General features: G+C 63.9%; 24 protein-coding genes. 11 read left to right on the top strand and 13 right to left on the bottom strand.

The features are described 5' to 3' along the window. Window positions 1–23: 23 nt before the first annotated feature. From R8L07_07295 to R8L07_07280, 4 genes are all read left to right on the top strand, one after another. Window positions 24–740, top strand: a complete 717-nt coding sequence (locus R8L07_07295) for a glutathione S-transferase N-terminal domain-containing protein (protein MDW3205335.1) — start codon at window positions 24–26, stop codon at window positions 738–740. Between the two features lie 94 nt (window positions 741–834). Further along, window positions 835–1,476 (top strand): DsbA family oxidoreductase, encoded by a 642-nt coding sequence (locus R8L07_07290; protein ID MDW3205334.1) that lies wholly within the window; start codon window positions 835–837, stop codon window positions 1,474–1,476. Window positions 1,477–1,500: 24 nt separating this feature from the next. Further along, window positions 1,501–1,758, top strand: a complete 258-nt coding sequence (locus R8L07_07285) for a hypothetical protein (protein ID MDW3205333.1) — start codon at window positions 1,501–1,503, stop codon at window positions 1,756–1,758. Next, window positions 1,755–2,477, top strand: a complete 723-nt coding sequence (locus tag R8L07_07280; protein MDW3205332.1) for a hypothetical protein — start codon at window positions 1,755–1,757, stop codon at window positions 2,475–2,477. The genes R8L07_07285 and R8L07_07280 overlap by 4 nt, the downstream gene beginning before the upstream one ends. 239 nt (window positions 2,478–2,716) lie before the next feature. Here the strand turns inward: R8L07_07280 and gyrB are convergent, their stop codons facing one another. The 8 genes from gyrB to mutM all read right to left on the bottom strand — a co-directional run bounded on the left by gyrB (window position 2,717) and on the right by mutM (window position 12,885). Then, on the bottom strand, window positions 2,717–5,173 hold the full coding sequence (gene gyrB / locus R8L07_07275; protein ID MDW3205331.1) for a DNA topoisomerase (ATP-hydrolyzing) subunit B: 2,457 nt from the start codon (window positions 5,171–5,173) through the stop codon (window positions 2,717–2,719). 58 nt (window positions 5,174–5,231) lie between these two features. Then, entirely contained in the window at window positions 5,232–6,437 is a 1,206-nt protein-coding gene (recF, locus tag R8L07_07270; GenBank protein ID MDW3205330.1) for a DNA replication/repair protein RecF, read from the bottom strand. Window positions 6,438–6,444: 7 nt separating this feature from the next. Further along, the gene (dnaN, locus tag R8L07_07265) at window positions 6,445–7,560 is read right to left on the bottom strand and encodes a DNA polymerase III subunit beta (protein MDW3205329.1); all 1,116 of its coding nucleotides are present in this window, start codon (window positions 7,558–7,560) and stop codon (window positions 6,445–6,447) included. 483 nt (window positions 7,561–8,043) lie between these two features. Next, on the bottom strand, window positions 8,044–9,408 hold the full coding sequence (dnaA, locus tag R8L07_07260) for a chromosomal replication initiator protein DnaA (GenBank protein ID MDW3205328.1): 1,365 nt from the start codon (window positions 9,406–9,408) through the stop codon (window positions 8,044–8,046). A gap of 958 nt (window positions 9,409–10,366) precedes the next feature. Continuing rightward, on the bottom strand, window positions 10,367–10,633 hold the full coding sequence (gene rpsT / locus R8L07_07255) for a 30S ribosomal protein S20 (protein ID MDW3205327.1): 267 nt from the start codon (window positions 10,631–10,633) through the stop codon (window positions 10,367–10,369). A gap of 122 nt (window positions 10,634–10,755) precedes the next feature. Next, window positions 10,756–11,532: an enoyl-CoA hydratase gene (locus R8L07_07250; protein MDW3205326.1), complete on the bottom strand. Its 777-nt coding sequence runs from the start codon at window positions 11,530–11,532 to the stop codon at window positions 10,756–10,758. Between the two features lie 38 nt (window positions 11,533–11,570). Beyond that, window positions 11,571–11,933, bottom strand: a complete 363-nt coding sequence (locus R8L07_07245; GenBank protein MDW3205325.1) for a hypothetical protein — start codon at window positions 11,931–11,933, stop codon at window positions 11,571–11,573. Window positions 11,934–12,018: 85 nt separating this feature from the next. Continuing rightward, window positions 12,019–12,885 carry a bifunctional DNA-formamidopyrimidine glycosylase/DNA-(apurinic or apyrimidinic site) lyase gene (mutM, locus tag R8L07_07240; protein MDW3205324.1) on the bottom strand — a complete coding sequence of 289 codons (867 nt, stop codon included), beginning with the start codon at window positions 12,883–12,885 and terminating at the stop codon, window positions 12,019–12,021. Window positions 12,886–12,934: 49 nt separating this feature from the next. Between mutM and R8L07_07235 the strand changes: the two genes are divergently transcribed. The 5 genes from R8L07_07235 to R8L07_07215 all read left to right on the top strand — a co-directional run bounded on the left by R8L07_07235 (window position 12,935) and on the right by R8L07_07215 (window position 17,683). Beyond that, entirely contained in the window at window positions 12,935–13,684 is a 750-nt protein-coding gene (locus R8L07_07235) for a class I SAM-dependent methyltransferase (GenBank protein MDW3205323.1), read from the top strand. Between the two features lie 14 nt (window positions 13,685–13,698). After that, complete coding sequence (ubiB, locus tag R8L07_07230) at window positions 13,699–15,246, top strand: 2-polyprenylphenol 6-hydroxylase (GenBank protein MDW3205322.1); 1,548 nt, start codon at window positions 13,699–13,701, stop codon at window positions 15,244–15,246. Between the two features lie 223 nt (window positions 15,247–15,469). Further along, entirely contained in the window at window positions 15,470–16,720 is a 1,251-nt protein-coding gene (coaBC, locus tag R8L07_07225) for a bifunctional phosphopantothenoylcysteine decarboxylase/phosphopantothenate--cysteine ligase CoaBC (GenBank protein MDW3205321.1), read from the top strand. An 8-nt stretch (window positions 16,721–16,728) separates the two neighbouring features. Beyond that, entirely contained in the window at window positions 16,729–17,184 is a 456-nt protein-coding gene (dut, locus tag R8L07_07220; GenBank protein MDW3205320.1) for a dUTP diphosphatase, read from the top strand. A gap of 46 nt (window positions 17,185–17,230) precedes the next feature. Further along, complete coding sequence (locus R8L07_07215; protein MDW3205319.1) at window positions 17,231–17,683, top strand: Rrf2 family transcriptional regulator; 453 nt, start codon at window positions 17,231–17,233, stop codon at window positions 17,681–17,683. A gap of 129 nt (window positions 17,684–17,812) precedes the next feature. On the opposite strand, the gene R8L07_07210 is transcribed toward R8L07_07215, so the two are convergent. From R8L07_07210 to R8L07_07200, 3 genes are all read right to left on the bottom strand, one after another. Further along, window positions 17,813–19,339: a FecR domain-containing protein gene (locus tag R8L07_07210; protein ID MDW3205318.1), complete on the bottom strand. Its 1,527-nt coding sequence runs from the start codon at window positions 19,337–19,339 to the stop codon at window positions 17,813–17,815. Between the two features lie 94 nt (window positions 19,340–19,433). Continuing rightward, window positions 19,434–20,864 carry a hypothetical protein gene (locus tag R8L07_07205; protein MDW3205317.1) on the bottom strand — a complete coding sequence of 477 codons (1,431 nt, stop codon included), beginning with the start codon at window positions 20,862–20,864 and terminating at the stop codon, window positions 19,434–19,436. A gap of 166 nt (window positions 20,865–21,030) precedes the next feature. Next, window positions 21,031–22,245, bottom strand: coding sequence for an argininosuccinate synthase (locus tag R8L07_07200; GenBank protein MDW3205316.1), 1,215 nt, complete (start codon window positions 22,243–22,245; stop codon window positions 21,031–21,033). Between the two features lie 321 nt (window positions 22,246–22,566). Between R8L07_07200 and R8L07_07195 the strand changes: the two genes are divergently transcribed. Further along, complete coding sequence (locus R8L07_07195; protein ID MDW3205315.1) at window positions 22,567–24,384, top strand: ATP-binding protein; 1,818 nt, start codon at window positions 22,567–22,569, stop codon at window positions 24,382–24,384. Here the strand turns inward: R8L07_07195 and R8L07_07190 are convergent. Both R8L07_07190 and R8L07_07185 read right to left on the bottom strand, forming a co-directional pair. Next, on the bottom strand, window positions 24,378–24,908 hold the full coding sequence (locus tag R8L07_07190) for a hypothetical protein (protein MDW3205314.1): 531 nt from the start codon (window positions 24,906–24,908) through the stop codon (window positions 24,378–24,380). The two genes, R8L07_07195 and R8L07_07190, sit on opposite strands and share 7 nt — an antisense overlap. After that, window positions 24,902–25,066, bottom strand: coding sequence for a hypothetical protein (locus R8L07_07185; protein MDW3205313.1), 165 nt, complete (start codon window positions 25,064–25,066; stop codon window positions 24,902–24,904). Before R8L07_07185 ends, R8L07_07190 begins: the two co-directional genes overlap by 7 nt. Window positions 25,067–25,315: 249 nt before the next feature. On the opposite strand from R8L07_07185, the gene betC reads away from it, so the two are divergent. Continuing rightward, on the top strand, window positions 25,316–26,869 hold the full coding sequence (gene betC, locus R8L07_07180) for a choline-sulfatase (GenBank protein ID MDW3205312.1): 1,554 nt from the start codon (window positions 25,316–25,318) through the stop codon (window positions 26,867–26,869). The last annotated feature ends 2 nt before the right edge of the window (window positions 26,870–26,871 follow it).

Raw genomic sequence — 26,871 nt, 5'->3', positions numbered from 1 at the left:
CCTCTTGCCTAAAGGAAGCAGCCATGAGCCAACCGGATATCCACCTTTACACCGCCGCCACCATGAATGGCTACAAACCCGTCATTTTCCTGGAGGAAGCCGGGGTACCCTATGATCTGACCTTCATCGATTTTTCGAAACAGGAACAGAAAGCGCCCGATTACCTGAAGCTGAACCCGAACGGAAAGATCCCGACGATCTATGACCGGGCCGAGGGTCGAGCCATTTTCGAATCTGGAGCCATCCTTTGGCATCTGGCGAATAAATACGGCAAGTTCCTGTCCGACGACCCGGTCACCCGGTCGGAAACGCTGCAGTGGCTGTTCTTCCAGGTCGGTCATGTCGGCCCGATGATGGGACAGGCGATGTATTTCCAGCGTATCGCCGCACCGAACGGACATGAGGAGCCATTCTCTATCAAGCGCTATGTGGATGAGTCCCGCCGTCTCATGGAAGTGCTGAACACCCGGCTGGACGGGCGTGACTATGTCGTAGGCGACTATTCCATCGCCGACATGATGATCTACCCCTGGGCGCGGGCTTACCCTTGGGCGCGGGTCGACGTTGACGATCTGCCGAACCTGAAAGCCTGGTTCGACCGTATTGATGCCCACCCGGCGGTGCAGAAGGCGCTGACCATTCCCAAGGCGCAACCGCAATTCTGGGATGAAAAAGCGGACGCGGACGCGTTTCTGCGAGAAAACGCCGCGCGCTTTGCCGGGGATGTAAAAGAGGCCTAACGCAATGACGGTCAAACTCGCCGCCGACCCGGACGCAACTCTTGTCTGCAAAGTTCGGGTGGCGCTCAAGTAGCGAAGTGAAGGGAGTAGGAATATGACAATCCGTGTGGATATCGTCTCGGACGTGGTCTGTCCGTGGTGCGTGATCGGTTATCACCAATTGGCCAAGGCGGTCGAGGAGACCGGCATCGGGATCGACGTGCACTGGCACCCGTTCGAGCTGAACCCGCATATGGGCGAAGACGGTGAGAACCTGCGCGACCACCTGGCCGCCAAATACGGCACGACGCCGGAGGGCTCGCGCAAGGCTCGGGCACGGTTGACGGAATTGGGAGCAGAACTCGGCTTCACCTTCAACTATGCCGACGACATGCGGATGGTGAATACCTTCCGCGCCCATCAGTTGCTGCATTGGGCCGGCGAGCAAGGCCGAAAGCATGATCTGAAATTGGCGCTGTTTGCTTCCTTTTTTGGCCGCCGGGAGGATCTCAACGATATCCAGGTCCTGGTTGCGGTCGCTGCAAGTATCGGCCTCGACACGAGCGAGGCAGAGATGATTCTGACCGATAGGCGGTTTGCGTCGACGGTGCGCGAGCAGGAACAATTCTGGCAAGTGCGCGGCATCCAGGGTGTGCCAGCAATGATCTTCAACGAAGAGCATCTTGTGAGCGGCGCGCAAGGCGCCGACAACTATGCCGCCATCCTACGCCATCTCACCGAGAGCGAGGCCGCGTAAATGAACTAGTAGGGAGGGCGAACCATGCCGAAAGTGCAAGTCATTCACGAACGCGGATCCCCAAGCGCCATGAACTGGAACGAATGGGCCGTTCCCGCCCCGGCACCGGGCGACGTGCGCATGCGCCACACCGCCGTCGGGGTCGCCTTTGCCGACACTTGCCGCCGGGGCGGCGTCCTCAACACCGACTTCAACTATGAACATGCGCTAAAGGACGCCGTCAAAGCGCATGAGGCCATCGAGGGCGGAGGCACACTCGGTGCCACCGTGCCAATCCCATGACCCTGGCGGGCGTCAAGGCGCTTACCTTCGACACCGGCGGCACCATCCTTGATTGGCACACCGGATTCCGCACCGCCTTCGAAGCCGCCGGGGCGCGGCACGGCGTCGACCGTGACTGGGGCAAACTGACCAATCAACTGCGCCGGCGTTCCATGGCGGCGATGCTGAACCTCGGTGAACAGGGACCGCCGGCCTATAACTTTGATGGCGCGCATCGCAGTGCCCTGGATGCGCTCTTGAGCGACGAAGGCCTGGACGTGTTCGATGAAAGCGATCGCCACGCCATCGCCTGGGAGGCGCCACACAGCTTCGATTGCTGGCCGGACTTTCCGAAAGCCCTGCCGAAGCTCCGCAACCGGTTCATCGTCGCTTCGTTCTCGTTGCTGAGCTATCGGCTGATCATCGACACGGCCAAGCACAACGGTTTGTCATGGGATGCGGTGCTGTCCTGCGAAGGGATGGGTGTCTACAAGCTGTTATCGCGATCCTACGAACTCGCAGCTGTGTATCTGCAGCTTGGGCCAGAACAATGTTGCATGGTTGCCTGTCACCCGTACGATCTCGACGCGGCAAAGGCGGTCGGGTTCAAGACAGCCCATATCCGCCGCCCGGACGAATGGGGACCCGGATTTGGATCATCGTCCGACAACGGCGAAGAGCGGCGATACGATATCGAGGTGGATGATTTCCCCGGGTTGCTTCGGGCGTTGAGGCGTTAGTGCCTGACAGTACCAATGTAGGGACACCAATGAGTTCCGCACAGAGTCAATATCAGGCATGTCTCCCGATGGCGCGGGGTGTCTGTTCCAGTGCCAAGGTTGCGCAGGCAGAGAGCAGCCGTCTGGGGCCGCGCGTGGTCTGGCGGTGTCGGGATTGGCGCACCGGGGATCGTTGGCGACGGCTGAAGAGGGGCGGGGATGTGCCCCGCGCCCGAAATCACTGGGCCGCCCTTGCCGGATCAGACGTCCAGGTTTGCCACTTTCAGGGCGTTTTCCTGGATGAATTCGCGGCGGGGTTCGACAATGTCGCCCATCAGGGTGGAGAAGACGGTGTCGGCGTCGTCGCCATGGGCTACCTTGACCTGCAGCAGGGTTCGGGCTTCCGGGTCCAGCGTGGTTTCCCAGAGCTGGTCGGGGTTCATCTCCCCCAGCCCCTTGTAGCGCTGCACCGACAGGCCCTTGCGGCCGGTCTGGACGATGCGGTCGATCAGTCCCAGCGGACCGGTGATGCGGTGGTCGTCTTCCTTGATGTGCAGGGTCGCGCCGTTCTGGCTGTAGATTTCCTGCAGATGGCCGGCCATGCCGTCCAGCTTGCGGGATTCGCCGCTGCGCAGCAGCTCGGGGTCGACCTGGATGCGTTCGGTGACACCGCGGTTCACCCGGGTGAAGACATAGCCTTCCTCCGCGCTGGCCTCGCCGGTCCAGCCGCGGGCATGTTCGTCGGACAGGCGGTTCAGCACCTGGGCGACGAAATTCGCGGCATCCACCGCCAGATTGATGTCCTGCTGCAGGGTGGCGCTGAGCGCGCCGTAGATCGCCAGCTGCTCGACCACCTGGGCGCTGCCGCAGGACCGGGCCAGCGGCTCGATCAGGCGCTTGGCCTCACGCGCCCGGGCGACGATGGCGCTCAGATCCTCGCCGGCACGCTGGGCGCCGTTGGCATCGGTCAGCACGGCGTCGCTCAACCCGTTGGAGACCAGGAAGGCCTCCAGCTCCGGCTCGTTCTTGATGTAGCGCAGCTTGCGCTCGCCCTTCTTGACCAGGAACAGCGGCGGCTGGGCGATGTAGAGGTAGCCGGCATCGACCAGTTCGCGCATCTGACGGTAGAAAAACGTCAGAAGCAGGGTGCGGATGTGGCTGCCGTCGACATCGGCGTCGGTCATGATGATGATCTTGTGATAGCGCGTCTTGTCGAAGTTGAAATCGTCCTTGCCGATCCCGGTTCCGAGCGCGGTGATCAGCGTGCCGATTTCCTGACTGGACAGCATCTTGTCGAAGCGCGCGCGCTCGACATTCAGAATCTTGCCCTTCAGCGGCAGGATGGCCTGGAACTTCCGGTCGCGGCCCTGTTTGGCGGAACCGCCGGCGCTGTCACCCTCGACCAGGAACAGTTCGGACTTTGACGGATCGCGTTCCTGACAATCGGCCAGCTTGCCGGGCAGGGAGGCGATGTCCAGCACGCCCTTGCGGCGGGTCAGTTCGCGGGCCTTGCGCGCGGCTTCGCGGGCGGCGGCGGCCTCGACGGCCTTCTGGACGATCTTGCGCGCCTCGCCGGGGTTCTCCTCGAACCATTCGGCCAGCTTTTCGTTGACGATCGCCTCAACCACCGGGCGAACTTCCGACGAGACCAGCTTGTCCTTGGTCTGGCTGGAAAACTTCGGGTCCGGCACCTTGACCGACAGGACGCAGGTCAGTCCCTCGCGCGCATCGTCGCCGGACAGGTTCACCTTTTCCTTCTTGGCCAGGCCGGTATCGGCGGCATAGCCGTTGATCTGACGGGTCAGGGCGCCGCGGAAACCGGCCAGATGGGTACCGCCGTCGCGCTGCGGGATGTTGTTGGTGAAGCACAGCATGGTTTCGTGATAGCTGTCGTTCCACTGCAGGGCGCATTCGACCGTCAGGCCGTCCTTCTCGCCGGTGATCAGCACCGGGTCGCCGTGCAGGCTCTGCTTCGAGCGGTCCAGCCACGCGACGAAGGCCTGAACCCCGCCCTCGTAATGCAGGTCGACGACCTTCTTTTCCGCCGAGCGAGCGTCAGTGAGCTGGATGTGGACCCCGGAATTCAGGAAGGCGAGTTCCCGCAACCGGTGCTCCAGCGTGCCGAAGTCGAACTCCGTCATGGTGAAGGTGTCGGGTGACGGCAGGAAGGTGATCTGCGTGCCCTTCTCGCCGCCGCTGTCGCCGACATCGGCCAGCGGTGCGACGGCATCGCCGTGTTCGAAGCGCATGCGATGGGTGCGACCGCCGCGCTTGATCTCCAGTTCCAGCCAGATCGACAGGGCGTTCACCACCGAGACGCCGACGCCATGCAGACCGCCGGAGACCTTGTAGGAATTCTGATCGAATTTCCCGCCGGCATGCAGCTGGGTCATGATGACCTCCGCCGCAGAAACGCCCTCGGTCGGGTGCATTTCGGTCGGAATGCCGCGGCCGTTGTCCGAGACGGTGACGGACCCGTCGCCGTTCAGCTTGACCTTCACGATATCGCAATGGCCGGCCAACGCCTCGTCGATCGCATTGTCCACGACCTCATAGACCATATGGTGCAGGCCGGTCCCGTCATCGGTGTCGCCGATATACATGCCGGGTCTCTTGCGCACGGCTTCCAGGCCCTTCAGGACCTTGATGGAATCGGCGCCGTATTCGTTGCCGCCCTGGCCGAGGCCTTCCGTATCCGATGTCGTATCGTCACTCATACCGAACCCAATCCAGTCACATGGTTACCGTGTCATCCGACGGGGGTATCCCGTCGGCTCAAACCACTGGGCGGACCGTCGCTGCCGCCACCTCGAAATACTGCGCCCTGTCGCTCAGGGCGTCGAACACGCCGGCATCCGTGCCGGTAATCCAGGCCTGGAGCCCCAGGCCCAAGACCGTGTCGAACAATGCGTCGCGCCGGGCCGCGTCCAGATGCGCCGCCACCTCGTCCAGCAGCAGGACCGGTCCAGCCCCGCGCTCCGCGCCCTGCAGCCGCGCATGGGCCAGGACGATGGCGATCAGCAGCGCCTTCTGCTCCCCGGTCGAGCACTGGGCCGCGGGCAAGCCCTTGGCCAGATGCGTCACCGCCAGATCGGACCGATGGGGCCCCACCGCGGCGCCGCCGGCCTCGGAATCGCGCCGTCTGCTGTCGCGCAGCGCCTCCGCGAACCGCTCTTCCGCCTCCAGCGCCGGCAGATCGGCCAGCCAGTTCTCTACATCGCCGTCGACCGCGATGGCCGCCCCGGGGAAGGGGCCGTCCTGCTGCGTGCAGGCCCGCGCCAGGCGATCGGCCATGTCGAGCCGCGCCGCCGCGATGGCGATCCCGCGCTCGATCATCTGGGCTTCCAGCGCGCCGAGCCACGCCGCGTCGCCGCCACCATCCTTCAGCAGGCGCGCCCGCTGCCGCAGCGCCTTGTCATAGGCCGTGACCCGTCCGGCATGGGCCGGATCGAAGCCATAGATCAGCCGGTCGAGGAACCGTCGGCGTTCGCCCGACGATTCCTGGAACAGCCGGTCCATCTGCGGCGTCAGCCAGACCACCGACAGATGCTCGCCCAGTGCCGCCTGGCTGCGGCCGGCCTCTCCGTCGATCCGGACCACGCGGCGCTCGCCTTCCGGATCGCGCCCCGTGCCCAGATCCACCGGCCCGGTCGGCGTGTCGACCGTGCCGGCAACGGCCCAGGCACCTGCCGGCGCCGCGCTGCCGGGCACGACACGGTCCAGTTCCTGCGTCCGGGCCCGCCGCAACCCCCGGCCGGGGGTCAGCATCGATACCGCCTCCAGCAGGTTCGTTTTTCCGGCGCCGTTCTGCCCGGTCAGAACCACCGGGCGCGAATCGAGCTCCAGCGCCGCCGTCTCATAGTTCCGGAACGCGGTCAGCCGCAGACGGCGTACCGCCAATGTCCGGCCGGGTCCGGTATCTGCCCCGGTCTTTGCCATGGCCATTCGCGTCTCGGCCGACGCTGCGACGAGGGTGGACACGAAGCGGTCACACCCGCATCGGCATCAGCACGTAAAGCGCACCCGGATCTTCCGAATCCCGGACGATAGTCGGGGACGCGGCATCGGCCAGGACGAACTGTGCCTGGACGCTTTCGATCTGATCCGCGATGTCCATCAGGTAGCGGGCGTTGAAGCCGATCTCGATGGAATCCTTGTCATAGTCGACCGGCAGCTCCTCGACGGCCGTGCCGTTTTCCTGGCTCGACGCGCTGAGCGTGAGCTGCCCGGCATCGATGCTGAGCTTCACCGCGCGCAGCTTTTCGGTCGCGATGGTCGACACGCGGTCGACGGCCTGGGAGAAGCTGTTGCGATCGACGGACAGGATCTTGTCGTTGCCGGTCGGAATGACCCGCTCGTAGTCCGGGAAGGTCCCGTCGATCAGCTTGGAGATCAGCACGGCCTCGTCGAAGGCGAAGCGGACCTTGGTGTCCGACAGGGTCACGGTGACCGCGCCGTCGGTTTCCTCGATCAGCTTGCGCAGCTCGGCGACGGTCTTGCGCGGGACGATGACGCCCGGAATGCCTGCCGCGCCTTCCGGCAGGTCGATTTCGACCCGTGCCAGACGGTGCCCGTCGGTGGCGACGGCCCGCAGCTTGGCGTCGTTTTCGGTGACGCTGTGCAGGTAGATGCCGTTCAGATAGTAGCGCGTCTCCTCCGTGGAGATGGCGAAGCGGGTGCGGTCGATCAGGGTGCGCAGCGCGCCGGCATCCAGATCGAAGCTGTGCGGCATGTCGCCGCCGGTCATGACCGGGAAGTCCTCGGTCGGCAGCGTCTGCAGCGTGAAACGGGACCGCCCCGACGACAGGATCAGGCGATCCCCCTCGCCGGTCGCGTCAAGGTCGACCTGAGCGCCATCCGGCAGTTTGCGGACGATGTCGTAGAGCGTATGGGCCGGCGCGGTGATCGAGCCGGGGGTCCCGACCTCGGCCGCGGTGCGCTCGACAATCGAAATGTCCATATCGGTCGCGTTCAGGCTCAACATGCCGTCGCGCGCCTCGATCAGGACGTTGGCAAGGATCGGGATGGTATTGCGGCGCTCGACGACACTCTGCACATGGTTCAATGCGCGAAGCAGCGCGGCCCGTTCGATGGTGAGTTTCATGGCTTAGAAGATCGTTTCCGTGTTTGGTTGCACCTGAGCGTCCGCGGGGACCCTGTCATTTCAGCATTTCCGGGCGAAAACGCCGCGAGCGCACTCCCTGTTCGTCTGTCTTGACCCTGACGACCCCGGCTTCTGAGGGTCGTATCCTTTCCCGACGGATCGGGATCGGACGGGGGTGGTTTCGCGGATGGACCGGGCCGAATCGCGAGACCGGATTCCGCCCGCCGGACCGAGGATTTCGACGCTTTTGCCGAGGGGTCCGAACGGGACCGGACTATAGCATGCGCGCCCAAGAAATCCGCGTTTTTTTTGGCGATTCCCGACGACCTTGTCCAGTCTCGGCAAGGCGCATCGTGAAGTTCTGTAAGGGGTTGAAATCAGGGTAATTTTTGGTTCGAGCCTCGGCGGGTCGAAAATTCGGATCGCGGCGCGGGAATCGGCATCTCGGGTGTCGATTCGGACCGTCGTGACGATTTTCGCGAATCACCCTTCCAGCATGCGCCGCAGCAGCTCCACGTCTTCGGCAAAACTGTGATCGTTCTGGCGCAGTTCATCGACCTTCTTGACGGCATGCATGACCGTCGTGTGGTCGCGTCCGCCGAACTTGCGGCCGATCTCCGGCAGCGACCGGGCGGTCAACTGCTTGGACAGATACATCGCGACCTGGCGCGGGCGCGCGACGGCACGGCTGCGCCGCGCGGAATGCATCTCCGACACCTTGATGTTGTAATGCTCGGCCACACGCTTCTGGATCTCTTCGATCGTCGCCTTGCGGTCATTGGCGCGCAGCAGGTCGTGCAGCACGTCCTGGGCATTCTCCAGCGTGATCGGACGGCCGACCAGATTGGCATAGGCCACCAGACGGTTCAGCGCGCCCTCCAGCTCCCGCACATTGGAGGAAATGCGGTGCGCCAGGAACTCCAGGACCTTGACCGGCACGTCGACCTGCATCTGCTCCGCCTTGGACTGCAGGATGCCGAGGCGCAGCTCGTAGGTGGTGGAATGGATCTCCGCGACAAGGCCCCAGCCCAAGCGGGATTTCATACGATCCTCGATACCGTCCAGTTCGGCCGGCGACTTGTCGGCCGAAATCACGACCTGGCGGTTCTGGTCGACGAGGGCGTTGAAGGTATGGAAGAACTCTTCCTGGGTGCTTTCCTTGCCGGCGATGAACTGCACGTCGTCGATCATCAGGACATCGACGGATCGGAACATCTCCTTGAACGCCATCGTGTCCTTGTAGCGCAGCGCCCGGATGAACTGGTACATGAACTTTTCGGCCGACAGATAAAGCACCTTCTTCTGCGGCGCGGCGGTCCGGATATGACCGGCGATGGCATGCATCAGATGCGTCTTGCCCAGGCCGACCCCACCGAACAGGAATAGAGGATTGAACGGAACGTTCGGGGCTTCGGCCACACGGCGCGCGGCGGCGAAGGCCAGTTCGTTCGGCTTGCCGACGATGAAGGTCTCAAAGGTGAAGCGCGGGTCGATCGGGGCCGACAGATTGGCGGCGGCGACATCTTCGGGAGACTCGGCCAGTTCCGCCTCCGGAACGGAGACGGCTTCCTCGGGCAGACCCTGCGCCGTCGGTCGCTGCTTGGCCTGGCGGACCGCGACGGCCCGGATGCTGTGACATTCTGACGCCCAGAGCGCCGTCAGCCGCTCGCCATACTGGGATTCGATCCAGTTGCGCATGAACCGCGTCGGGACCGACAGATGCACCGTGTCTCCGTCCACCCCCTCAAAGGTCAGTGGTTTGAGCCAGCTGCGATATGCGTTTTCGCCGAATTCTTCGCGCAGCGCAGCGCGCACGCGCGCCCATTGCTCAGTCGTAGTGCCGTCCATTGACCGACGTAACCCCCGCCAAATTCGTTGCGGCCAGTTTGGCCCGCTTTCGCCTATACCAATCGTCAATCACCAACGCCAAATCAGGCCTGATGACGGCGACCCGTTCCAAATCTCCGACAGCCAGCCCGCTGCCGGTAGGAGCCGGACCTCCGCCAGGGCGGCGTCGCGATCCTGCCTAAATACCTGCCCACCCCCGCCGATGGCCTTTTCGGATATGGTGCATTGTCCCGCACCCCGCTTAAGCCAATTCGGCGCCTGCTCCGCCGGCCCGGACAATACCGGGAACGGAACCGGACTACGCCCGACCCGCAGCGCCCCCGTGCCGGTCGGACCGATGGGATCAATCACTGGAATGCAAATACAAGGAAGTCGGCAACGGCGAGACCGTTGTGCACCCCTTTATTTCAATTGCACTCCCCACTGGAGGGTCTGACTAAACAAGTCCAAACCCGCCGATGCCCGGCAAGTGGCAGTAGAAACAGTTCCGAAGAAAGCATAAATCAGGCGTGATTAAGCTGAACGACCTTTTATTGCTTCTTGTCCTCGGGATTTATCTTTCATTTTTCTGAAAGAATTACTGTTCTTCTGGTTCCGGGTAGGTGTGACCAACCTCACCGAAAGCAATCCTACTCAGCCGCTATTTGCCGATCAAGCCGTCTGCCAGGGTGATTCGGAAAATAAATCTGTTGACTCTGAACGCATTCTGACTCCGCCCGAAACCCCTAAAACAGGACAAATGTATTGCGCCGCGAAAAAGCGTTTCGAGTCTGCGGGATGCCGAAATCAACACCGGAATGCCGCCGGATTCCCGTGCTGACGGGACGTGTTTCGAGAGCGGCGGAGTGTGACGGAAAGGCGACAGAACGATGAACGGCCAAGCGAAACCGCCGCCCGGGATCCGGACGGCGGTTTCGGAATTCATCGCTGCGGAACTGAAGTTCCGGCGGGCGGTCGATCAGGCGCCGACAGCCTTAACGCGGTGCGCCAGGCGGCTGATCTTGCGCGACGCCGTGTCCTTGCGCATCACGCCTTTCGACGCGCTGCGGTGCAGTTCCGGCATGGCTGCCTTCAGGGCCGCTTCGGCGGCGTCCTTGTCGCCCGAGGCGATCGCCTCTTCAACGCGGCGCACGAAGGTGCGAACGCGATTGCGACGCGCCATGTTGCGGTCGGTGCGTTTTTTCGTCTGGCGGATGCGCTTCAGCGCGGATGCATGGTTCGCCATAGCTTTGTCTCTTGCCTTCCAGGGCGCCGGTCAGCGCCGGGCCAGTCGTGTATCAGATCGGCGGCGCTTATACGGATACCGGACCGGCCCGTCAACCCCGCACTGGTTCCTTACGTCCGCAATCAGCGGTTCTTCCATTTCGGCGTGCGCTTTTCCGCAAAGGCGGCCATGCCTTCCTTCTGATCTTCGGTGGCGAAGGTCGAATGGAAGAGACGACGTTCGAAGCGGATGCCCTCGGTCAGCGTCGTCTCATAGGCGCGGTTCACGGATTCCTTCGCCATCATGACGACCGGGCGCGACAGGCCGGCGATCTGCGTCGCCGTCTTGAGGGCGTCGCTCATCAGCTCGTCATTCGGGACGACGCGGCTGACCAATCCGGACCGTTCCGCTTCGGCCGCGTCCATCAGCCGGCCGGTCAGGCACATTTCCATGGCCTTGGACTTGCCCACGAAACGGGTCAGGCGCTGGGTGCCGCCGGCGCCGGGAATGGTGCCGATGGTGATTTCCGGCTGGCCGAACTTGGCGTTCTCGGCGGCGATGATGAAGTCGCACATCATCGCAACTTCGCACCCGCCACCCAGGGCATAGCCGGCCACCGCCGCGATGATCGGCTTGCGGCAGGTCGTGATCCGCTCCCAGCCGTTGGTGATGAAGTCCTGCAGGTAGACGTCCATGAAGGACTTGTCGGACATCTCCTTGATGTCCGCACCGGCGGCGAAGGCCTTCTCAGAGCCGGTCAGAATGACGGCGCCGATGGCATCGTCGGCTTCCATGTCGTCGAGGGCGCGGCCCAGTTCCTCGATCAGGCCGGCGCAGAGCGCGTTCAGCGCCTTCGGACGGTTCAGGGTGACGATGCCGACGGCATCCTTCTTCTCCGTCTGAATGAATTCGTAGCCCATGGAGTGTTCCTCGTAGATGTCGTTGAGTTGCGGCCCGGTCATTCGGGCGCCAGCGTGAACCTTACGCTCAGCGCGCCGTCGGTGCCGAAAAAGTCGATGGCCAGGCGTTCTCCCTCGCGCCGGTACCGGCCGGCGGCCAGCTTCTCCCAGCCCAGCGAGGGCAATGTTTCGGCATAAAAGGCCAGTACCTCCTGCCGGTCGGTGTCGCCGGTGGCAAAGGCCTCGACGATCCGTCCGGACGGGGAATCGAACACCATGCCCGCCTCATCCACCGCCTCCAGTACCGGAGCAAGCGGCAGATCCTCGGAGCCTTCTATGAAGCTCTGCGCGCCAGCATTGGCCAGCGTGGCTGAGATCACGGTCGCGACGGCCAGGGCCGTCAGAGCAAGGCGTCTTCCCATGGCCGTTTTGCTATCCCGTTTTGGTGCCCCGCACAATCCCGATCTGGATCGGATTGATTTCACTGGATTTACCGCCGCCAGGGTCTCAGCGCTGATGGCGCGGACAGTAAAAACTGGACCGGCCGGATTGGACGATGCGGGCAATGACGCCCGCGCATTCCGGTCGCCGGCAGACCTGTCCCTCGCGGTCATAAGCGTCCCAGGAATGCTGGAAATAGCCCAGTTCTCCGGTTGCCTGCACATAGTCCCGCAGCGACGACCCGCCGGCCTCTATGGCGGCGGCCAGCACGTCCTTCACGGCGGGGACCAGGCGCGCAGCCCTGGCGCCGGCGACGGTATGGGCGGACCGGCGCGGGCTGATTCCGGCGCGCCACAGGGCCTCGCACACATATATATTGCCCAGACCGGCCACCAGGCGCTGGTCCAGCAGAGCCGCCTTGATCGGCGTTCGCTTGCCGGCGATGGCTGCGGAGAAATGCGCGACGCTGAACCGGTCGGACAGGGGTTCCGGCCCCAGATGCGCCAGATGGGGGCTTTCTTCCTCGCCGCCGGGCGGGATCAGGTCCATGAAACCGAAGCGGCGCGTGTCGTTGAATACCAGCCTGCCGCCATCCTCGACGTCGACCAGGACGTGATCGTGCTTCTCAACCATCGCCCAGCCGGAATTGTGCCCGGCCTGACCACTGGAGGCGATGGCGCCCAGGGTCACCGTGAAGCGTCCCGACATCCCGAGATGAACGAGCCAGGTCCAGCCGTCCTCCAGCCGGATCAGGATGTATTTCGCACGCCGTTCGACCGCAGCGACCCGCGCGCCCTCCAGCCGGGAAACGAAACCTTCGGGGAAGGGAAATCGCAGATCGGGCCGCCGCTGTTCCACCCGGAACAGGCGCTTGCCGACCAGGGCGGGACGCAGCCCGCGACAAACGGTCTCGACTTCAGGCAATTCAGGCATGCGGATAGTCTTTGATTAGTGGAGGGCCAGCGCTATTGTCTCGCCCATCATGAACGAAAATTCCAGCGATAACGCGAGCTTCGGCTATCGCGACGTGGAAGCGGAGGAAAAGCCCGGCCTGGTGCGCGGGGTCTTCTCCTCGGTCGCGTCGCGCTATGACCTGATGAACGACCTGATGTCCGGCGGAATCCACCGACTGTGGAAGGCGACGCTGATCGATCAGATTCGTCCTCGTCCCGGACAGCACCTGCTGGATGTCGCCGGCGGGACCGGCGACATCGCCTTCCGCTTTCTGGAAGCCGGCGGCGGTCGGGTGACGGTGTGCGACCTGACCGAAGGCATGGTCCGGGTCGGGCGGGACCGCGCGATCGACGCGGCGCGGCTGAGTGGTCTGGATTGGACCGTGGGCGACGCGCAGCGCCTGCCGATCGCCGACGGCAGCGTCGATGCCTATACGATCGCCTTCGGCCTGCGCAACGTCACCGACATAGAGACCGTTCTCCGGGAGGCCCGCCGTGTGCTGCGCCCGGGCGGCAAGTTCCTGTGCCTCGAATTCAGCACCGTGGCCCTGCCGGTCCTCGACCGGCTCTATGACACCTATTCCTTCCGGGTGCTGCCCGCGCTGGGCCGCTGGGTCGCGAAGGATGAGGAGAGCTACCGCTATCTGGCGGAATCGATCCGCCGTTTTCCGCCGCAGGACGTGCTGTGCGACAAGATGCGGGCGGCGGGGCTGGAACGCGTCGGGTACCGCAACCTGTCGGGCGGCATCGCCGCGATCCATCAGGGCTGGCGGATCTAGGGTCGGCGCGGATCATGTTTACCCCCATCATTCACCTCGCCCGGCTCGTCGGGATCGCGCGGACTCTCGCCCGGCATGACGCGCTGTGGCCGCTGGAACAGGTCAGTCGCCGCGCGGCGCCGCTGCGCGTATGCGTCTGGGGCCTGAAGGTCCTGTTCCGCCGCCATCGTCCGGGGCGCCCGGGGGAGCGGCTCGCCGTCGCGCTGGCGGATCTGGGGCCGAGTTTCGTGAAACTGGGCCAGGCCCTGTCGGTCCGTGCCGATCTGGTCGGTGACGAGGTCGCGCGCGACCTGGAACAGTTGCAGGACGGGCTGGACCCGTTTCCGACGGACAAGGCGATTGAAACGATCGAGGCGACCCTGGGGCGGCCGCTGGACGTGGTGTTTTCGGCGTTCGATCGCACACCGGTCGCCGCGGCCTCCATCGCGCAGGTCCACTTCGCGACGACGACGGATGGGCGTGAGGTCGCGGTCAAGGTGCTGCGCCCCGGGATCGAGGAGCGTCTGGAGCGCGATATCGGTCTGTTCCGTTTCCTGGCGCGCCTGGCGGAAAAGGCACACCCGCCGATCCGGCGTCTGCGGCCGGTTGCGGTGGTCGATACCTTCGAGGACTGGATTCGGGTCGAGCTGGATCTGCGGCTGGAAGGCGCCGCCGCCGCCGAACTGAAGGAATACTGTGAGGGCGACGAGGGTTTCCATGTCGTCGATGTCGACTGGGAACGCGTCGGCCAGCGTGTTCTGACGACCGAGCGCATTCGGGGCATCAATATCGACGATGTCGATGCGCTGCGCGCCGCGGGGCACGATATCGAAGACATCCTGGCGCGGTCTGCGCGGATCTTCTTCCTGCAGGTCTTCCGCGACGGTTTCTTCCATGCAGACATGCATCCCGGCAACATGTTCATCGACGCGGAAGGCCGGCTCTGCCCGGTGGATTTCGGAATCATGGGACGGGTGACCCGGCGCCAGCGGCTGTTCATGGCCGATACTTTGGTCGGGTTTCTGGGCCGGGATTACCGGCGGGTCGCCGATGCGCATTTCGAAATCGGCTATGTCCCACCGACCCAGTCGCGGGAACTGTTTACCCAGGCCCTGCGTGCGATCGGGGAGCCGGTTCTGGACAAATCCCTGAACGAGATTTCCGTCGGTCGCCTGCTGGAGCAGATGTTCCGGACCACGGAACGCTTCGACATGCCGACACAGCCGGACCTTCTGCTGCTGCAGAAGACCATGCTGGTAGCGGAAGGGGTCGGTCGGAAACTCAATCCCGACGTCAATATGTGGCTTCTGGCCCGTCCGCTGATCGAGGAATGGATGATCGCCAACCGCGGGCCCGAGGCACGTATCGTGGAAACGGTGCGCGATACCATGGAAAGCCTGGAGCGCCTGCCCCGTACCCTGCAGAAGGCCGAGGAGACGCTGGACCGCCTCGCCAAGACCGGCATGAACCCGGACGGCAGCCTGCGGGAACCTGGCGGACTCCGGGAAAACGTGGGTTTTTGGGGTCCCGTGGCCGTTCTGGCGGTGCTGGCGGCCATGACCTTTGCGGTCTTCAATGGCTGACTCCTACATTTGCAGTCCGAAACGCGCCCGACCGCAATATTTTGACGTGAGGGTGGTCGAAAAAACTGCAAATGAAGTTATTCCGGCGTTAACCATCGTTTAACTATTTCGATCTCAAACGGATTGCCTTGTGTGGAATGGCGAATTTTCCCCACGCTTGTCCGGCGGCCCGGTTTAATCTACATAGATGTCCTGTTTTATAGCCGCTGGGCGGAGAGGCCATATGACGGCGTCGCATCGCATCGTATTGATCGTTTCAGGCGGGATCGCCGCCTACAAGTCGCTGGAGCTGATCCGGCGGCTGCGCGAACGCGGGGTCGCGGTGCGCTGTGTCCTGACCAGGGGTGGCGCCGAATTTGTAACCCCCCTGTCGCTTTCGGCGCTCAGCGAGGACAAGGTCTATACGGACCTGTTCTCCCTGACCGACGAAGCCGAAATGGGACACATCCAGCTGTCGCGTCAGGCGGACCTGATTGTGGTCGCACCGGCCAGCGCGGACATCCTGGCGAAGATGGCCGCCGGCCTCGCGGACGACATCGCAACGACCGTTCTGCTGGCGACGGATAAACCCGTCATGGTAGCGCCCGCCATGAATGTCCGAATGTGGGATCATCCGGCGACACAGGACAACCTCGCGACCCTGAAACGACGCGGCGTCGCGTTCATCGGGCCGGAGGAAGGTCCGATGGCCTGTGGCGAGTTCGGATACGGCCGGCTGAGCGAGCCGGACACCATCGCCACGGCCATTCTGGATGCGTTGAAAAAAGAAACGATATCGAAACCGCCCTTGCTGGCCGGGCGGTCCGCGCTGGTCACGTCGGGCCCGACCCATGAGCCGATCGATCCGGTCCGATACATTGCAAACCGGTCCTCCGGCAAGCAGGGCCATGCCATCGCGGCGGCCCTCTCGGCCCTGGGCGCCCGGGTCACGCTGGTCTCCGGTCCGACCCGACTGGACGATCCCCACGGGGTCGAAACGATCCATGTGGAAAGCGCCGAAGACATGCTGAATGCCTGCCGCAGATCGCTACCGGTGGATGTGGCGGTTTTCGCCGCCGCGGTCGCCGACTGGCGGGTCGAACAGGCCGCCGACAGCAAGTTGAAGAAGCAGGAAGGCAGCGCCCCGCCACCGCTCGCGCTGACCGAAAATCCGGATATCCTGAAGACCGTCGCAGGACTGCCGGAGGGCCGTCCAGACCTGGTTGTCGGTTTCGCCGCCGAAACGGGATCGGTGGTCGAAAAGGCCGTCGCCAAACGGGCCCGGAAGGGCTGCGATTGGATCGTTGCCAATGATGTTTCGACCGGCAGCGGTACCTTCGGAGGTGACGAGAATCAGGTCCATCTGATCACCGGTGAGGGCGACGAAGCCTGGCCGCGCCTGTCCAAGACCGCGGTCGCGGAGCGCCTGGCCGACCGTATCGCCGCGCATTTCGCCTCCGAAACCGACACAATGCGACTCGTCAGCAAAGGGTAATTCACACAATGTCCGATACCGTTTCCGTCCGCGTCCAACGTCTGCCCCATGCCGAGGGTCTGCCGCTGCCCGCCTATGGCAGCGCCGAAGCCGCCGGCTGCGACCTTGTGGCGGCCGTGACGGAGACAGTGACCCTGCCCCCCGGGGGCAGCGCCATCGTGCCGACGGGCCTCAGGATCGCCCTGCCGCCCGGCTATGAAGCCCAGGTTCGCCCGCGTTCCGGCCTGGCGGCGAAGAACGGCGTTACCGTCCTGAACACCCCCGGCACGGTCGACAGCGACTATCGCGGCGAAGTCGGGGTCATTCTGATCAACCACGGCCAGGCCGATTTCGCGGTGGAGCGCGGCATGCGCATCGCCCAGATGGTGATCGCCCCGGTGCTTCAGGTGGCCTGGCAGGAAACCGCGGATCTGGACGACACGGCACGCGGCGCCGGCGGCTTCGGCTCCACGGGTGTGAACTGAACCGGCATGAACTAGACGACGAAAAGGCGAAAGGGACGAGGGACCAATGCGGCTGACCAAGAAACTGATGTTCGCCATCGAGGCGGTGCTCGATATCGCCTATCACGCCTCCGACCTGCCGGTGCAGTCGAAGGAGATCGCCGACCGTCAGGGCATCCCGCGCCGCTATCTGGAGCAGGTGCTGCAGCAGCTGGTCCATGCCGAAATCCTGCGTGGCGTGCGTGGTCCGCGCGGCGGCTATCGCCTGGCCAAGGAGCGTCGCCGCATTACCGTTGCCGACATCGCCACGGTCGTTCACGACATGGAGGGCGGCCGGGACCCGTTGACCGATCCAGCCGGCAGCGAGCTGGGCCACACCGTCCTGCGCCCGATCTGGCAGGAGATCGAGGACTACGCCATGGAGCGCCTGTCCAAGACGACCATCGAGGACCTCTGCATCTCCGCCCAGCGAGCGGGCATCGAAAGCCACTCCCAGAACCAGTTCGATTTCATGATCTAGGGCAGGGACGCCGCGCGAGACCCGCGAAGGTTCCCGCTTCCGCAGGAACAGGCGTGGGGACTGGCTCGACCCTCCGGCTAAGGCTGGAATCCGGGGCCGCATGCGCCATCGATACTCGAAGAGCCCCCATCAACGCGTCGCCGTGGCGCTGCCGGTGATGGTGTCTCCGCCGTCAACGACCGAAATGTCGGTATCCAGGGCGCCTGCAACGAAACCGTTCACGTTGCGAACGCGCAGATTAACAGTTGCGCTGGTGGCGTTCTCCAAAGTGACATCATCGTCGGCTTCAGTGAAGGGTTTCAGGTCTCCGTCGCTGAAACTGCTGAAGCGTTCGCCGCCATTTTCGAAGATCTTGGTATAGACTTCCGGTCCTGCATTGATACTCAAACGTCCGCTGTTCGCGCCGGCTCCGCCCTCGCTTGCACCCCAAAATGCGCTCATTGAAAATTTGGCGGTCTGATTGCCGAAGTTGAAAGTTCCGGTGAAATTGAAATCGCCAACATCCGTTGCACCGTTGAGCATGTTGCCGCTCCCCGAAATGGAGGCCGAGCCGGTCGTCACGCTGACGAGGTCGGAAATCGTGGTGACGCCATCGACAACATTGGTCGAAGTCGCGACCTCCTCGGTTTCGTCGTTGTTCGAGCTGCTGGTGGCGGTGTTGCCGGTGGCGATGTCGTTGCCGCCGACCGCAACGTCGATCTGACTCCCGGCAAGGGCGGCGACGTTCACGCCGCCGATGTTACCGGACAGGCTGGTGGAAGCGACAGGCGTGGCCGCCGGGGAGGCTGAGGCGGGCCGGGTCGCGGTTTGGCCGGAGGTCGAAGACGGTGACGACGAAGCGGTGGAGGGCGCAGAACTGCCGGAACCGGACTGTGCCGATTGCGTATCGCCGGATTCCTCGCCGCCATCCTCCTCGGATACGGACTCGTCGCCGCCTTCTTCCTGCGTTTCGGCAGCGGCACTCTGCGAGGCCTGGCGCGGGCGGCCCTGGCGGTCGGTGCCGACGGCGCCCAGAATGGCATTCACGGTTTCCACGGGGATCGCGACCGGCGGGCTGGGCGGGCCATCGGCGCCCAGGACCGTTCCGTAGCCGCTGCGCGAGATAGAGACGGTGCCCTGATCATTGGCGACTTCGATGCGGCCGACCCGCTCCTTGGTCGCGCCCTCGTCCCCCGGCCCGATCAGAACGACCAGCGCCCGATCCCCGGACACGACGCCCGCGACGATGGTGCCGCGAATGCCGATGGTGCCCAGCGGCGTGCCGATGGAGACGGCATCCGGATCTTCCTGGCCCACCAACCCGGTGGTAAAGCGGAACGCGCCCTTCAGGACCTGGGCAGCGACCTTGCCGGCATTGGTTTCGGGGTCATAGACGAATTCGTCTATGACCAGTTCCGAATTGGGGCCGATGGTGAAGACGGTCTCGTCCAGCAGCAGAACCTGCATCTGACTGTCGGCGGAAGAGGAGATCGAATCGCCGAGGAAGATCTCGTCCCCGCTGACCACATCGCGGCCGACCGTGTCGGTCAGCCGGGCGACCTGGATGGAGCCGGTGACCCCGGCGGCGACCCCGGCCATTTCAGCGCCCTGCGCCGGCGGAAGGGCGGTCAGCCCTGCCAGCACGAGGGCCGCGGTCATCGATTTCCAGCAACGCATGCTTCGTCCTCCGCCTTTCACCGCCCCGGCGTCCTACCCCTGCACCCTATCGCACCGCACCGGCCGCCGGTAAGTGACATCGGTCACAGCCACCTCAGAATGTCCATTTCCGGGTCAGCAGCACCTCGGCCCGCCGGTTCCAGTACTGGAAGTTCCGAATGTTCGACGTCGACCGAAAAACTTCCCCCGTGGCCGAAGCGACGGTCTTGCCCAGACCGAGCCGGATCGGATCGGGCAGGCCGTCGAGATCGACCATCGAATTGATCGGGGCGCCGACCCGCGCCCGCATCCGGACGATATCGTCCTGGCGCTGGCGGTTCGGGTCGACGAAGGGATCGCCGCGAAAATCCTGCCGCCGGGCCAGCCGCAGGTTGCCGCCGACGAAAACCCCCTTGTCCAGGATGCGCAGATAGTCTGCCTCGACCCCGTGCCGCCAGTAGTGATCGAAGTTCCGGGCACCGTATTTCGAGCGCGCGTCATAGCTCAGGGTCAGACGGTTGCGCGCGTCCAGATCCCATTCCAGGCCGATCCGCCCGTCCAGGCGCCAGCCGGAATCCTGAACGGCGGCCGTGGTCTCCGATATCCGGTTGAAGGCTTCGTTCGTGTAGCCGGCCGAACCGAACAGGGCCATGTCCGGCGGCAGGGGCACCCGGATTCCGACCCGGCCCCCGAAATTCGCATAATAGCGTTCGTGCGACAGCCACAGGACGCTGTGAAAAACTTCCGGCGTCACCGTGACGCCCGGAAACCGCAGGCGCAGGCCGCCGTCGACGGAATAGGAGCCGATATCCAGCCGGTCGACGTTGACCTTGTCGTTGAAATAGCCGGTCGCGGAAGCGATCAACTGGTGGCGGGCCTGAAAGCCGAGGTCATAGGCGACGTCGATGCGGCTGAACGCGGTATAGGCGACGTCGCCCGTCCGGTCGGACTGATCGTCCAGCCGGGCAGGGACACCGGCGAAGACCACCTGGCGGTTGGCCGGTACGCCGGTGATGTTCCAGTCGTAGCTGACGCCGACCCCGTTCAGCAGGCTCGCTTCCCAGCGCCGGCGCTTGTTGTTGATCTGGGCGATCAGTCCATCCAGTTGCGCGCGCAGATCCGGCGGCATGTCCAGCTGCTGCAACTGCGCCAGTTCGCGTTCGGCCGATTGCAGACTGTCCAGCCGGATCAGCACCAGGGCATAGAACAGCCGCACCTCATGAAGCTGCGGTTCGACCAGCAGGACCCGCTCCAGGGTCGTGGCGGCGGATTTCAGGCGCCCCTGTTCCACCTGCTGGCGGGCATAGGCGACGTTCAGGGCGATATTGTCGGGGTCTTTCAGTATCTCGGCGTAGGAGACCTTGCGGGCATTCTCCGCCTGCAGCGCCTGGCGCACCTGGGTCAGCGCGTCGATATCATCCTCGGCGGCATCGACGTCGCTGCGCGTCCGATCGGGGTCCTCGATCTCGGCCGAATTGCCCGTGCTCTGGGCCTGGGCCTGGGATATGCAAACAGGCAGCAGCAGACAGACAAAAAGGGCGGCCAATCGGCGCGCCCGCACTATCCCGCATTTTGCCCTTGCGCTGCGACGCACGGCACTCCCCCAGACTCCAGCGATTCCGCGTCAGCGTCCAATGCCGCTGTGCCGGTGCGCCTCCCCAACGCCCGGCCGGGAGTCTACAATTCAGGATGTTGAAATGGAAAGGGTTTCGTTACCGCCCCATCAGCCGACCGCGCAGCCGCAGGCGCAGGGCGTTCAACTTGATAAAGCCCTCCGCGTCACGCTGGTCGTAGACGCTGTCTTCCTCGAAGGTGACGATGTCGGCGTCGTACAGGCTCTTCGGTGCGCTGCGGCCAGTGACGATGACGTTGCCCTTGTACAGTTTGGCGGTGACGCGACCTGTGACCGCCTGGCTGGCATGGTCGATCGCCGCCTGCAGCATCTCGCGTTCCGGCGAGAACCAGAAACCGTTATAGACAAGTTCCGCATAACGCGGCATCAGCTCGTCCTTCAGATGCATGGCACCGCGGTCGAGCGTCAGGCTTTCCACCGCCCGGCGCATGGCGAACAGGATGGTGCCGCCGGGGGTCTCGTAGACGCCGCGCGACTTCATGCCGATGAAACGGTTCTCGACGATGTCGATGCAGCCGACGCCGTGCTTGCCGCCCAGCTCGTTCAGCTTCGCCAGCAGCGCGGCCGGGCTCAGTGTTTCGTCGTTCACCGCAACCGGGTCGCCGTTGACGAAATCGATCACGATCTCCTCGGCCTGGTCCGGCGCGTTCTCCGGCGTGACCATGCGGCTGAGGATCAGGTCCATGTCGGCGGGTTGGGCCGGATCCTCCAGGATCTTTCCTTCGGAAGAGATGTGCAGCAGGTTGGCGTCCTGCGAGAAAGGCGCTTCGCCGCGTTTGTCCTTGGGCACCGGAATCTGATGCTTCTCGGCATAGTCGATCAGCTTCGTGCGTGAGGTCAGGTCCCATTCGCGCCACGGCGAGATGATCTTGATATCCGGCTTCAGGGCGTAATAGCCCAGCTCGAAGCGGACCTGATCGTTGCCCTTGCCGGTCGCGCCGTGGGCCACTGCGTCCGCCCCGGTCATTTCGGCAATCTCGATCTGGCGCTTGGCGATAAGCGGCCGCGCGATCGAGGTGCCCAGCAGATAGGTGCCTTCATACAGCGCGTTCGCCCGGAACATCGGGAAGACATAGTCGCGGGTGAATTCCTCGCGCAGATCGTCGATGAAGATCTCCTTGATCCCCATCATTTCCGCCTTCTGCCGCGCCGGCTCCAGCTCCTCACCCTGACCCAGATCGGCGGTGAAGGTCACGACCTCACACTGATAGGTGTCCTGCAGCCAGCGCAGGATGACCGAGGTGTCCAGACCGCCGGAATAGGCCAATACGACTTTCTTTACGGATTTGGTCATCTCACTTGTTCCCTGTGCTGACGCAATGTGGTGTTCGATGCGGTAGAACCATGACGGGATGCCGGTTTTCTCGCCTGTCACGGCGTTCTAGTGGGCCTGCGCGCCCTTGGCAAGCGGGGCTGGCAAGCGGGGATTTTCATGTTGGGGAGACGGTGGCCCCTTTCGCGATGCCGCAAGGAAGGATAGCCTGAACGCAGCGTATCGGATGACCCGAGGGGTGATATGACAGAGGGCAATCGCGATTCCGGAACTTCGCCCGATAGTCGGCTGGTGTATCGGAAACTCGCCCTGAGAGTTGTGTTGGCCCTGGCGCTTGTGGGCGTGTTGGCAAGTACCGAATTCCTGATCTCGAAGCAGGTCGTCGATTCCCAGAGTGCATATGCGCAACTGATCAATGTCAGCGGCCGTCAGCGGATGCTGAGCCAGCGCATTGCGGCGCTTGCCGTGGAGGCATCCCGTGAGGCAGCGCGGCACGGTGCTGCGCGGGAAGGGACGCGCGACGACCTGCATGCGGCAGTGGATCAGATGCGGGCGGCGCATACCGCCCTCGCCCATGGTGATTCCGTCTGGGGAATGCCGCCGCCCGACGAGACCGTGGCGGCATACTATTTTGCGGGTGACCCCACCCTGGACATGCAGGTCCGCTCCTTTCTGGAGGCGGCGGAACGGGTTGAGCGCGATACACGTACCGGTGTCGCGTCGGAGAACGACCTGGACCAGCTGGCGCGGGAGGCGCGGCACCCCCTGCTGCAAGGACTGGATGGTGCCGTCCTGCTCTATCAGAAGGCCGCCGAAGACGCCCAGACCAAGCTGTCGGTCGTGACACTGGTGCTGTGGCTGGCCATGCTGGCCACGCTGCTGATCTGCGGCGTGTTCGTGATCTGGCCGGCTCTCCGCCATGTGCGCGACAGCATGGCGCGGGTGGAGGAAGCGCGATACGACGCAGAGCGGGCCAATGCGGCGAAGACCCAGTTCCTCTCCAGCATGAGCCATGAAATCCGGACGCCGATGAACGGGATCATCGGCATGGCGGATCTTCTGGCATCCGGACCGCTTGCGCCGACGCAACGACGCTATGCGGAAATTGTTCAACGCTCCGCGCGGTCCTTGCTGTCGATTCTCAACGACATCCTGGATGTCAGCAAGATGGAGGCCGACCAGCTGGTCCTCGAAGCGGTGCCGTTCAACCTGTCGCGCCTGATCACGGAGGCTGCCGAGGTTTTCGGCAGCGATTGTTCGGAGAAGGGGCTGGACCTGTCTCTGGACCTGCGGCCGGAGCTGGATACCGTCGTTCTGGGGGATCCGACGCGGATACGGCAGGTGCTGACGAACCTGATCAGCAACGCCCTCAAGTTCACGAAGAAAGGCGGCGTCACGATCCGGGCCCAGCGGACCGAGGTGACGGAAAACAGGATCCGGGTCCGTATCGAAGTGGTCGACACCGGGATCGGATTCGACCCCGCTGCGGCGGAACAGCTGTTCGAGGCCTTCACGCAGGAGGACGAGTCCACGACCCGCCGCTTCGGTGGTACCGGGCTGGGCCTCGCCATCGTCAAGCGGATCATCGACGCGATGGACGGAACCGTCCGGGCCGAGGGACGTCCCGGTGCCGGCGCGACCTTTGCCTTCGAAGTGCCGTTGGAACTCAGTGCAGAGATTGTGGGGGACTCGCCGAAACCGTCGGTCATCGCCGATGAGGGGGATGATGCGCCGGACTGGTCATCCGCCCGCCTGCTGGTGGCGGAGGACAACGAGACCAATCGCGAATTGATCGGCACCCTATTGGCGGCTCTGGGGTGCGGCCTTGTCGACTTCGCGGAAGACGGCATCGTCGCGGTGCAGAAGGCCGGCGCCATGCGCTACGATCTGATCCTGATGGATTCGCAGATGCCCAACATGGACGGGATCGAGGCGGCCAGGACCATCCGGTCCACCGGCGGCCCGAACGCGGCAGCAACGATTGTGGCATTGACGGCGGATGCGCTGGACCGGGCGCGGGAACGCTATCTGGGACACGGTTTCGACGATTATCTGCCGAAGCCGGTTGTTCCCAACGCCCTGTTCGACGTTCTCAACCGGCATATCGTACCGCCGAAGCAGGGGCCTCAGAAAGCGGAGGCGACGGCGGAAAGTCAGTGAACCGCGCGCTGGTGTTGCGTAGAGGTCGATTCAATCTGAACCGGACCGCGCAGCTCCGGCAGGTCCCAATCGCGAATTGGCAGGACCAGGCCGGCGCGTTCCAGGCACGCCGCCCAGACGGAGAGGGGGGCCTGCACGGCGCGGGCGGTTGCGGCGGGCGCCAGGGTGTCCAGCACCGGTCGCGCGGCCGGGGCCGCCCCCGCCTGATAGCAGGCCAGCAGATGTAGAAGGCGGCGCTCATCCTCCGAGAGCGTTGCCGTGCAGGGATATCCGACGGACAGTTTCCTGTGGCCGCCGATCTGGAACGCCCAGAGCGTTCCGTCGATGGAGGGCATGGCGTCCGGTGCGCCGGCCTTTTCATAGGCGATGGACAGGATGTTTCGGTGAGACCCGTCCGGCGCGACCGATTGATTCCAAAGGCGAAGAGTCCAGACCGCAAGCCGCTCGGCGAATTTCAGGTCGTCGAAGCGGACCGCGTGGTACAGCGCGTCGATCGGTCCGGGTCCCGCCATTCGGATCAGCATGCCGCCACGACCTCCATCGTTCCGTTTGCCGCCTGGCGTCGCGACAGGCGACGACCGCGCAGCAGAAACAGGCTGTCGGCCCACCCACAGGTCATCGCGCGGGACGCGTTTTCCGATCTGCAGCCGGCGCGGGCGCCGGTTCCTGAGGCCAGTGTCATAAGCTTTCTCCTTCCGTTGCGCATCGGCTTGGCGATCCGCTTAACTCTCAATAACGCAATTGATAATCATTCTCAATATTAATTTCGACCTTTGTCCAGGCGGTCATTCACGCCGTATCTGGGCGCCATCCATGCCGTTTATGGATCGGCTGATTTTCGCGGTTTTCGCCGGTTTTCCGCTTGCGGGGGCGCCCATTCGCTGCCACAGGGCAAGAAGGGTTCACGCCGAAAATACGGGGAGATCACGTCATGGGCGCGCGCAACATTCTCATCTTCATGGCCGATCAACTGACGCCTTTCATGGTGGGTTGCTATGGAAACGACGCTGTTCGGACCCCGCATATGGATCGGCTGGCATCCGAAGGCGTCCGCTACGACGCCGCCTATACCAACAGCCCGCTGTGTACACCGGGCCGCTATGCCTTCATGACGGGACAGTACATTTCCCGCTTCGGCGGATGGGACAATGCCGCCTATCTGCCGTCGACGGTTCCGACCTTCGCGCATTATCTGCGCATGATGGGATATCGCACCGGTCTGGCCGGCAAGATGCACTTTGTCGGCGCGGATCAACTGCACGGATTCGAGGAGCGGCACACAACCGACGTCTATCCCGCAGATTTCGGCTGGGTGCCGGATTGGCGCCAGCCGGAGGAGCGGATCGACCTGTGGTATCACAACATGTCCTCAATCATTCAGTCGGGGCCGGCTGCGATCACCAACCAGCTGGAATATGATGACGAGGTCGGGGCGGCGAGCCTGAGGGCGATTTACGACGCCGCCCGTTCCCAGGACGGCCGGCCCTTCTGTCTGGTCTCCAGCTTCATCCATCCGCATGACCCCTATGCCGCGCGGCCGAGCTTCTGGAACCTGTACGAGGATACGGATATTCCGATGCCGACCGTGCCGCGGCCCGCGCGCGACGAAAACGATCCGCACAGCCTGCGGCTGGAGAAGGTCTCGGCCATCGACGCGGTCGATTTCGGACCGGAGGACATCAGGCGGACGCGGCGGGCCTATATGGCCAATGTCTCCTATGTCGATCACTGGCTCGGAAGGCTGCGTGAAGCGCTGGACGAATGCGGTCTGGCGGACGACACCGCGATCATGGTGGTCGCCGACCATGGCGACATGCTGGGTGAGCGCGGGCTGTGGTACAAGATGAGCTTCTTCGAATGGTCCTGCCGGATACCGCTGATCCTCCATGTGCCGGGTCGGACGCCGCAGGGCATGGTGGTCCGGGAACCGGTCAGTCAGGTCGATGTAACGCCGACATTGATGCAGATGGCCGCCGAAGGAACTGGTGCGGCGATACCGGACCCGGTCGACCCGCTGGATGGCGAAAGCCTGCTCAACTTCGCGGACGGCACGACGGCACGGAACCGCACCGTCGCGGAATATACGGCGGAGGGAACCGGCCAGCCGATGCTCCTGCTGCGCGAAGGGAGCTGGAAGTACACCTGCTGTCCCGGCGACCCGGAGCAATTGTTCGATCTATCCAGCGACCCGAACGAACTGACCAACCTCGCCGGGAACCCTGATCAATCCGACCGCCTCGCCATGTTCAGGGGCTGGGCTGGCGATCACTGGGATCCTGCCGCGATACGCGACCAGGTGCTGGACAGTCAGAATCGCCGACGGGTCCTGTCCGGCGCTCTTCGCATCGGTCGGCAGCATGCCTGGGACTGGCAGCCCAAACGCGACGCGACGGAGGAATACACGCGCAGTCATATGGACCTGACCCAGCACGATTTCGCATCGCGATATCCACGACCGGTCCCGTTCGAGCCGCGCTGGAAGTAACC

Source organism: Alphaproteobacteria bacterium, from assembly GCA_033344895.1.
Classification (GTDB): Bacteria; Pseudomonadota; Alphaproteobacteria; order UBA8366; family Aestuariispiraceae; genus Pacificispira.
Note: the sequence above shows the minus strand (reverse complement) of the source record. Positions and strands in the feature narration are given on the sequence as shown.

What these genes read in the sequence shown, in the direction of transcription:
- R8L07_07295 (MDW3205335.1), top strand. Translation starts at nt 24, where the DNA reads ATGAGCCAACCGGATATCCACCTTTACACCGCCGCCACCATGAATGGC.
- R8L07_07290 (MDW3205334.1), top strand. Translation starts at nt 835, where the DNA reads ATGACAATCCGTGTGGATATCGTCTCGGACGTGGTCTGTCCGTGGTGC.
- R8L07_07285 (MDW3205333.1), top strand. Translation starts at nt 1,501, where the DNA reads ATGCCGAAAGTGCAAGTCATTCACGAACGCGGATCCCCAAGCGCCATG.
- R8L07_07280 (MDW3205332.1), top strand. Translation starts at nt 1,755, where the DNA reads ATGACCCTGGCGGGCGTCAAGGCGCTTACCTTCGACACCGGCGGCACC.
- gyrB (MDW3205331.1), bottom strand. Translation starts at nt 5,173, where the DNA reads ATGAGTGACGATACGACATCGGATACGGAAGGCCTCGGCCAGGGCGGC.
- dnaN (MDW3205329.1), bottom strand. Translation starts at nt 7,560, where the DNA reads ATGAAACTCACCATCGAACGGGCCGCGCTGCTTCGCGCATTGAACCAT.
- dnaA (MDW3205328.1), bottom strand. Translation starts at nt 9,408, where the DNA reads ATGGACGGCACTACGACTGAGCAATGGGCGCGCGTGCGCGCTGCGCTG.
- rpsT (MDW3205327.1), bottom strand. Translation starts at nt 10,633, where the DNA reads ATGGCGAACCATGCATCCGCGCTGAAGCGCATCCGCCAGACGAAAAAA.
- R8L07_07250 (MDW3205326.1), bottom strand. Translation starts at nt 11,532, where the DNA reads ATGGGCTACGAATTCATTCAGACGGAGAAGAAGGATGCCGTCGGCATC.
- R8L07_07245 (MDW3205325.1), bottom strand. Translation starts at nt 11,933, where the DNA reads ATGGGAAGACGCCTTGCTCTGACGGCCCTGGCCGTCGCGACCGTGATC.
- mutM (MDW3205324.1), bottom strand. Translation starts at nt 12,885, where the DNA reads ATGCCTGAATTGCCTGAAGTCGAGACCGTTTGTCGCGGGCTGCGTCCC.
- R8L07_07235 (MDW3205323.1), top strand. Translation starts at nt 12,935, where the DNA reads ATGAACGAAAATTCCAGCGATAACGCGAGCTTCGGCTATCGCGACGTG.
- ubiB (MDW3205322.1), top strand. Translation starts at nt 13,699, where the DNA reads ATGTTTACCCCCATCATTCACCTCGCCCGGCTCGTCGGGATCGCGCGG.
- coaBC (MDW3205321.1), top strand. Translation starts at nt 15,470, where the DNA reads ATGACGGCGTCGCATCGCATCGTATTGATCGTTTCAGGCGGGATCGCC.
- dut (MDW3205320.1), top strand. Translation starts at nt 16,729, where the DNA reads ATGTCCGATACCGTTTCCGTCCGCGTCCAACGTCTGCCCCATGCCGAG.
- R8L07_07215 (MDW3205319.1), top strand. Translation starts at nt 17,231, where the DNA reads ATGCGGCTGACCAAGAAACTGATGTTCGCCATCGAGGCGGTGCTCGAT.
- R8L07_07210 (MDW3205318.1), bottom strand. Translation starts at nt 19,339, where the DNA reads ATGCGTTGCTGGAAATCGATGACCGCGGCCCTCGTGCTGGCAGGGCTG.
- R8L07_07200 (MDW3205316.1), bottom strand. Translation starts at nt 22,245, where the DNA reads ATGACCAAATCCGTAAAGAAAGTCGTATTGGCCTATTCCGGCGGTCTG.
- R8L07_07190 (MDW3205314.1), bottom strand. Translation starts at nt 24,908, where the DNA reads ATGCTGATCCGAATGGCGGGACCCGGACCGATCGACGCGCTGTACCAC.
- R8L07_07185 (MDW3205313.1), bottom strand. Translation starts at nt 25,066, where the DNA reads ATGACACTGGCCTCAGGAACCGGCGCCCGCGCCGGCTGCAGATCGGAA.
- betC (MDW3205312.1), top strand. Translation starts at nt 25,316, where the DNA reads ATGGGCGCGCGCAACATTCTCATCTTCATGGCCGATCAACTGACGCCT.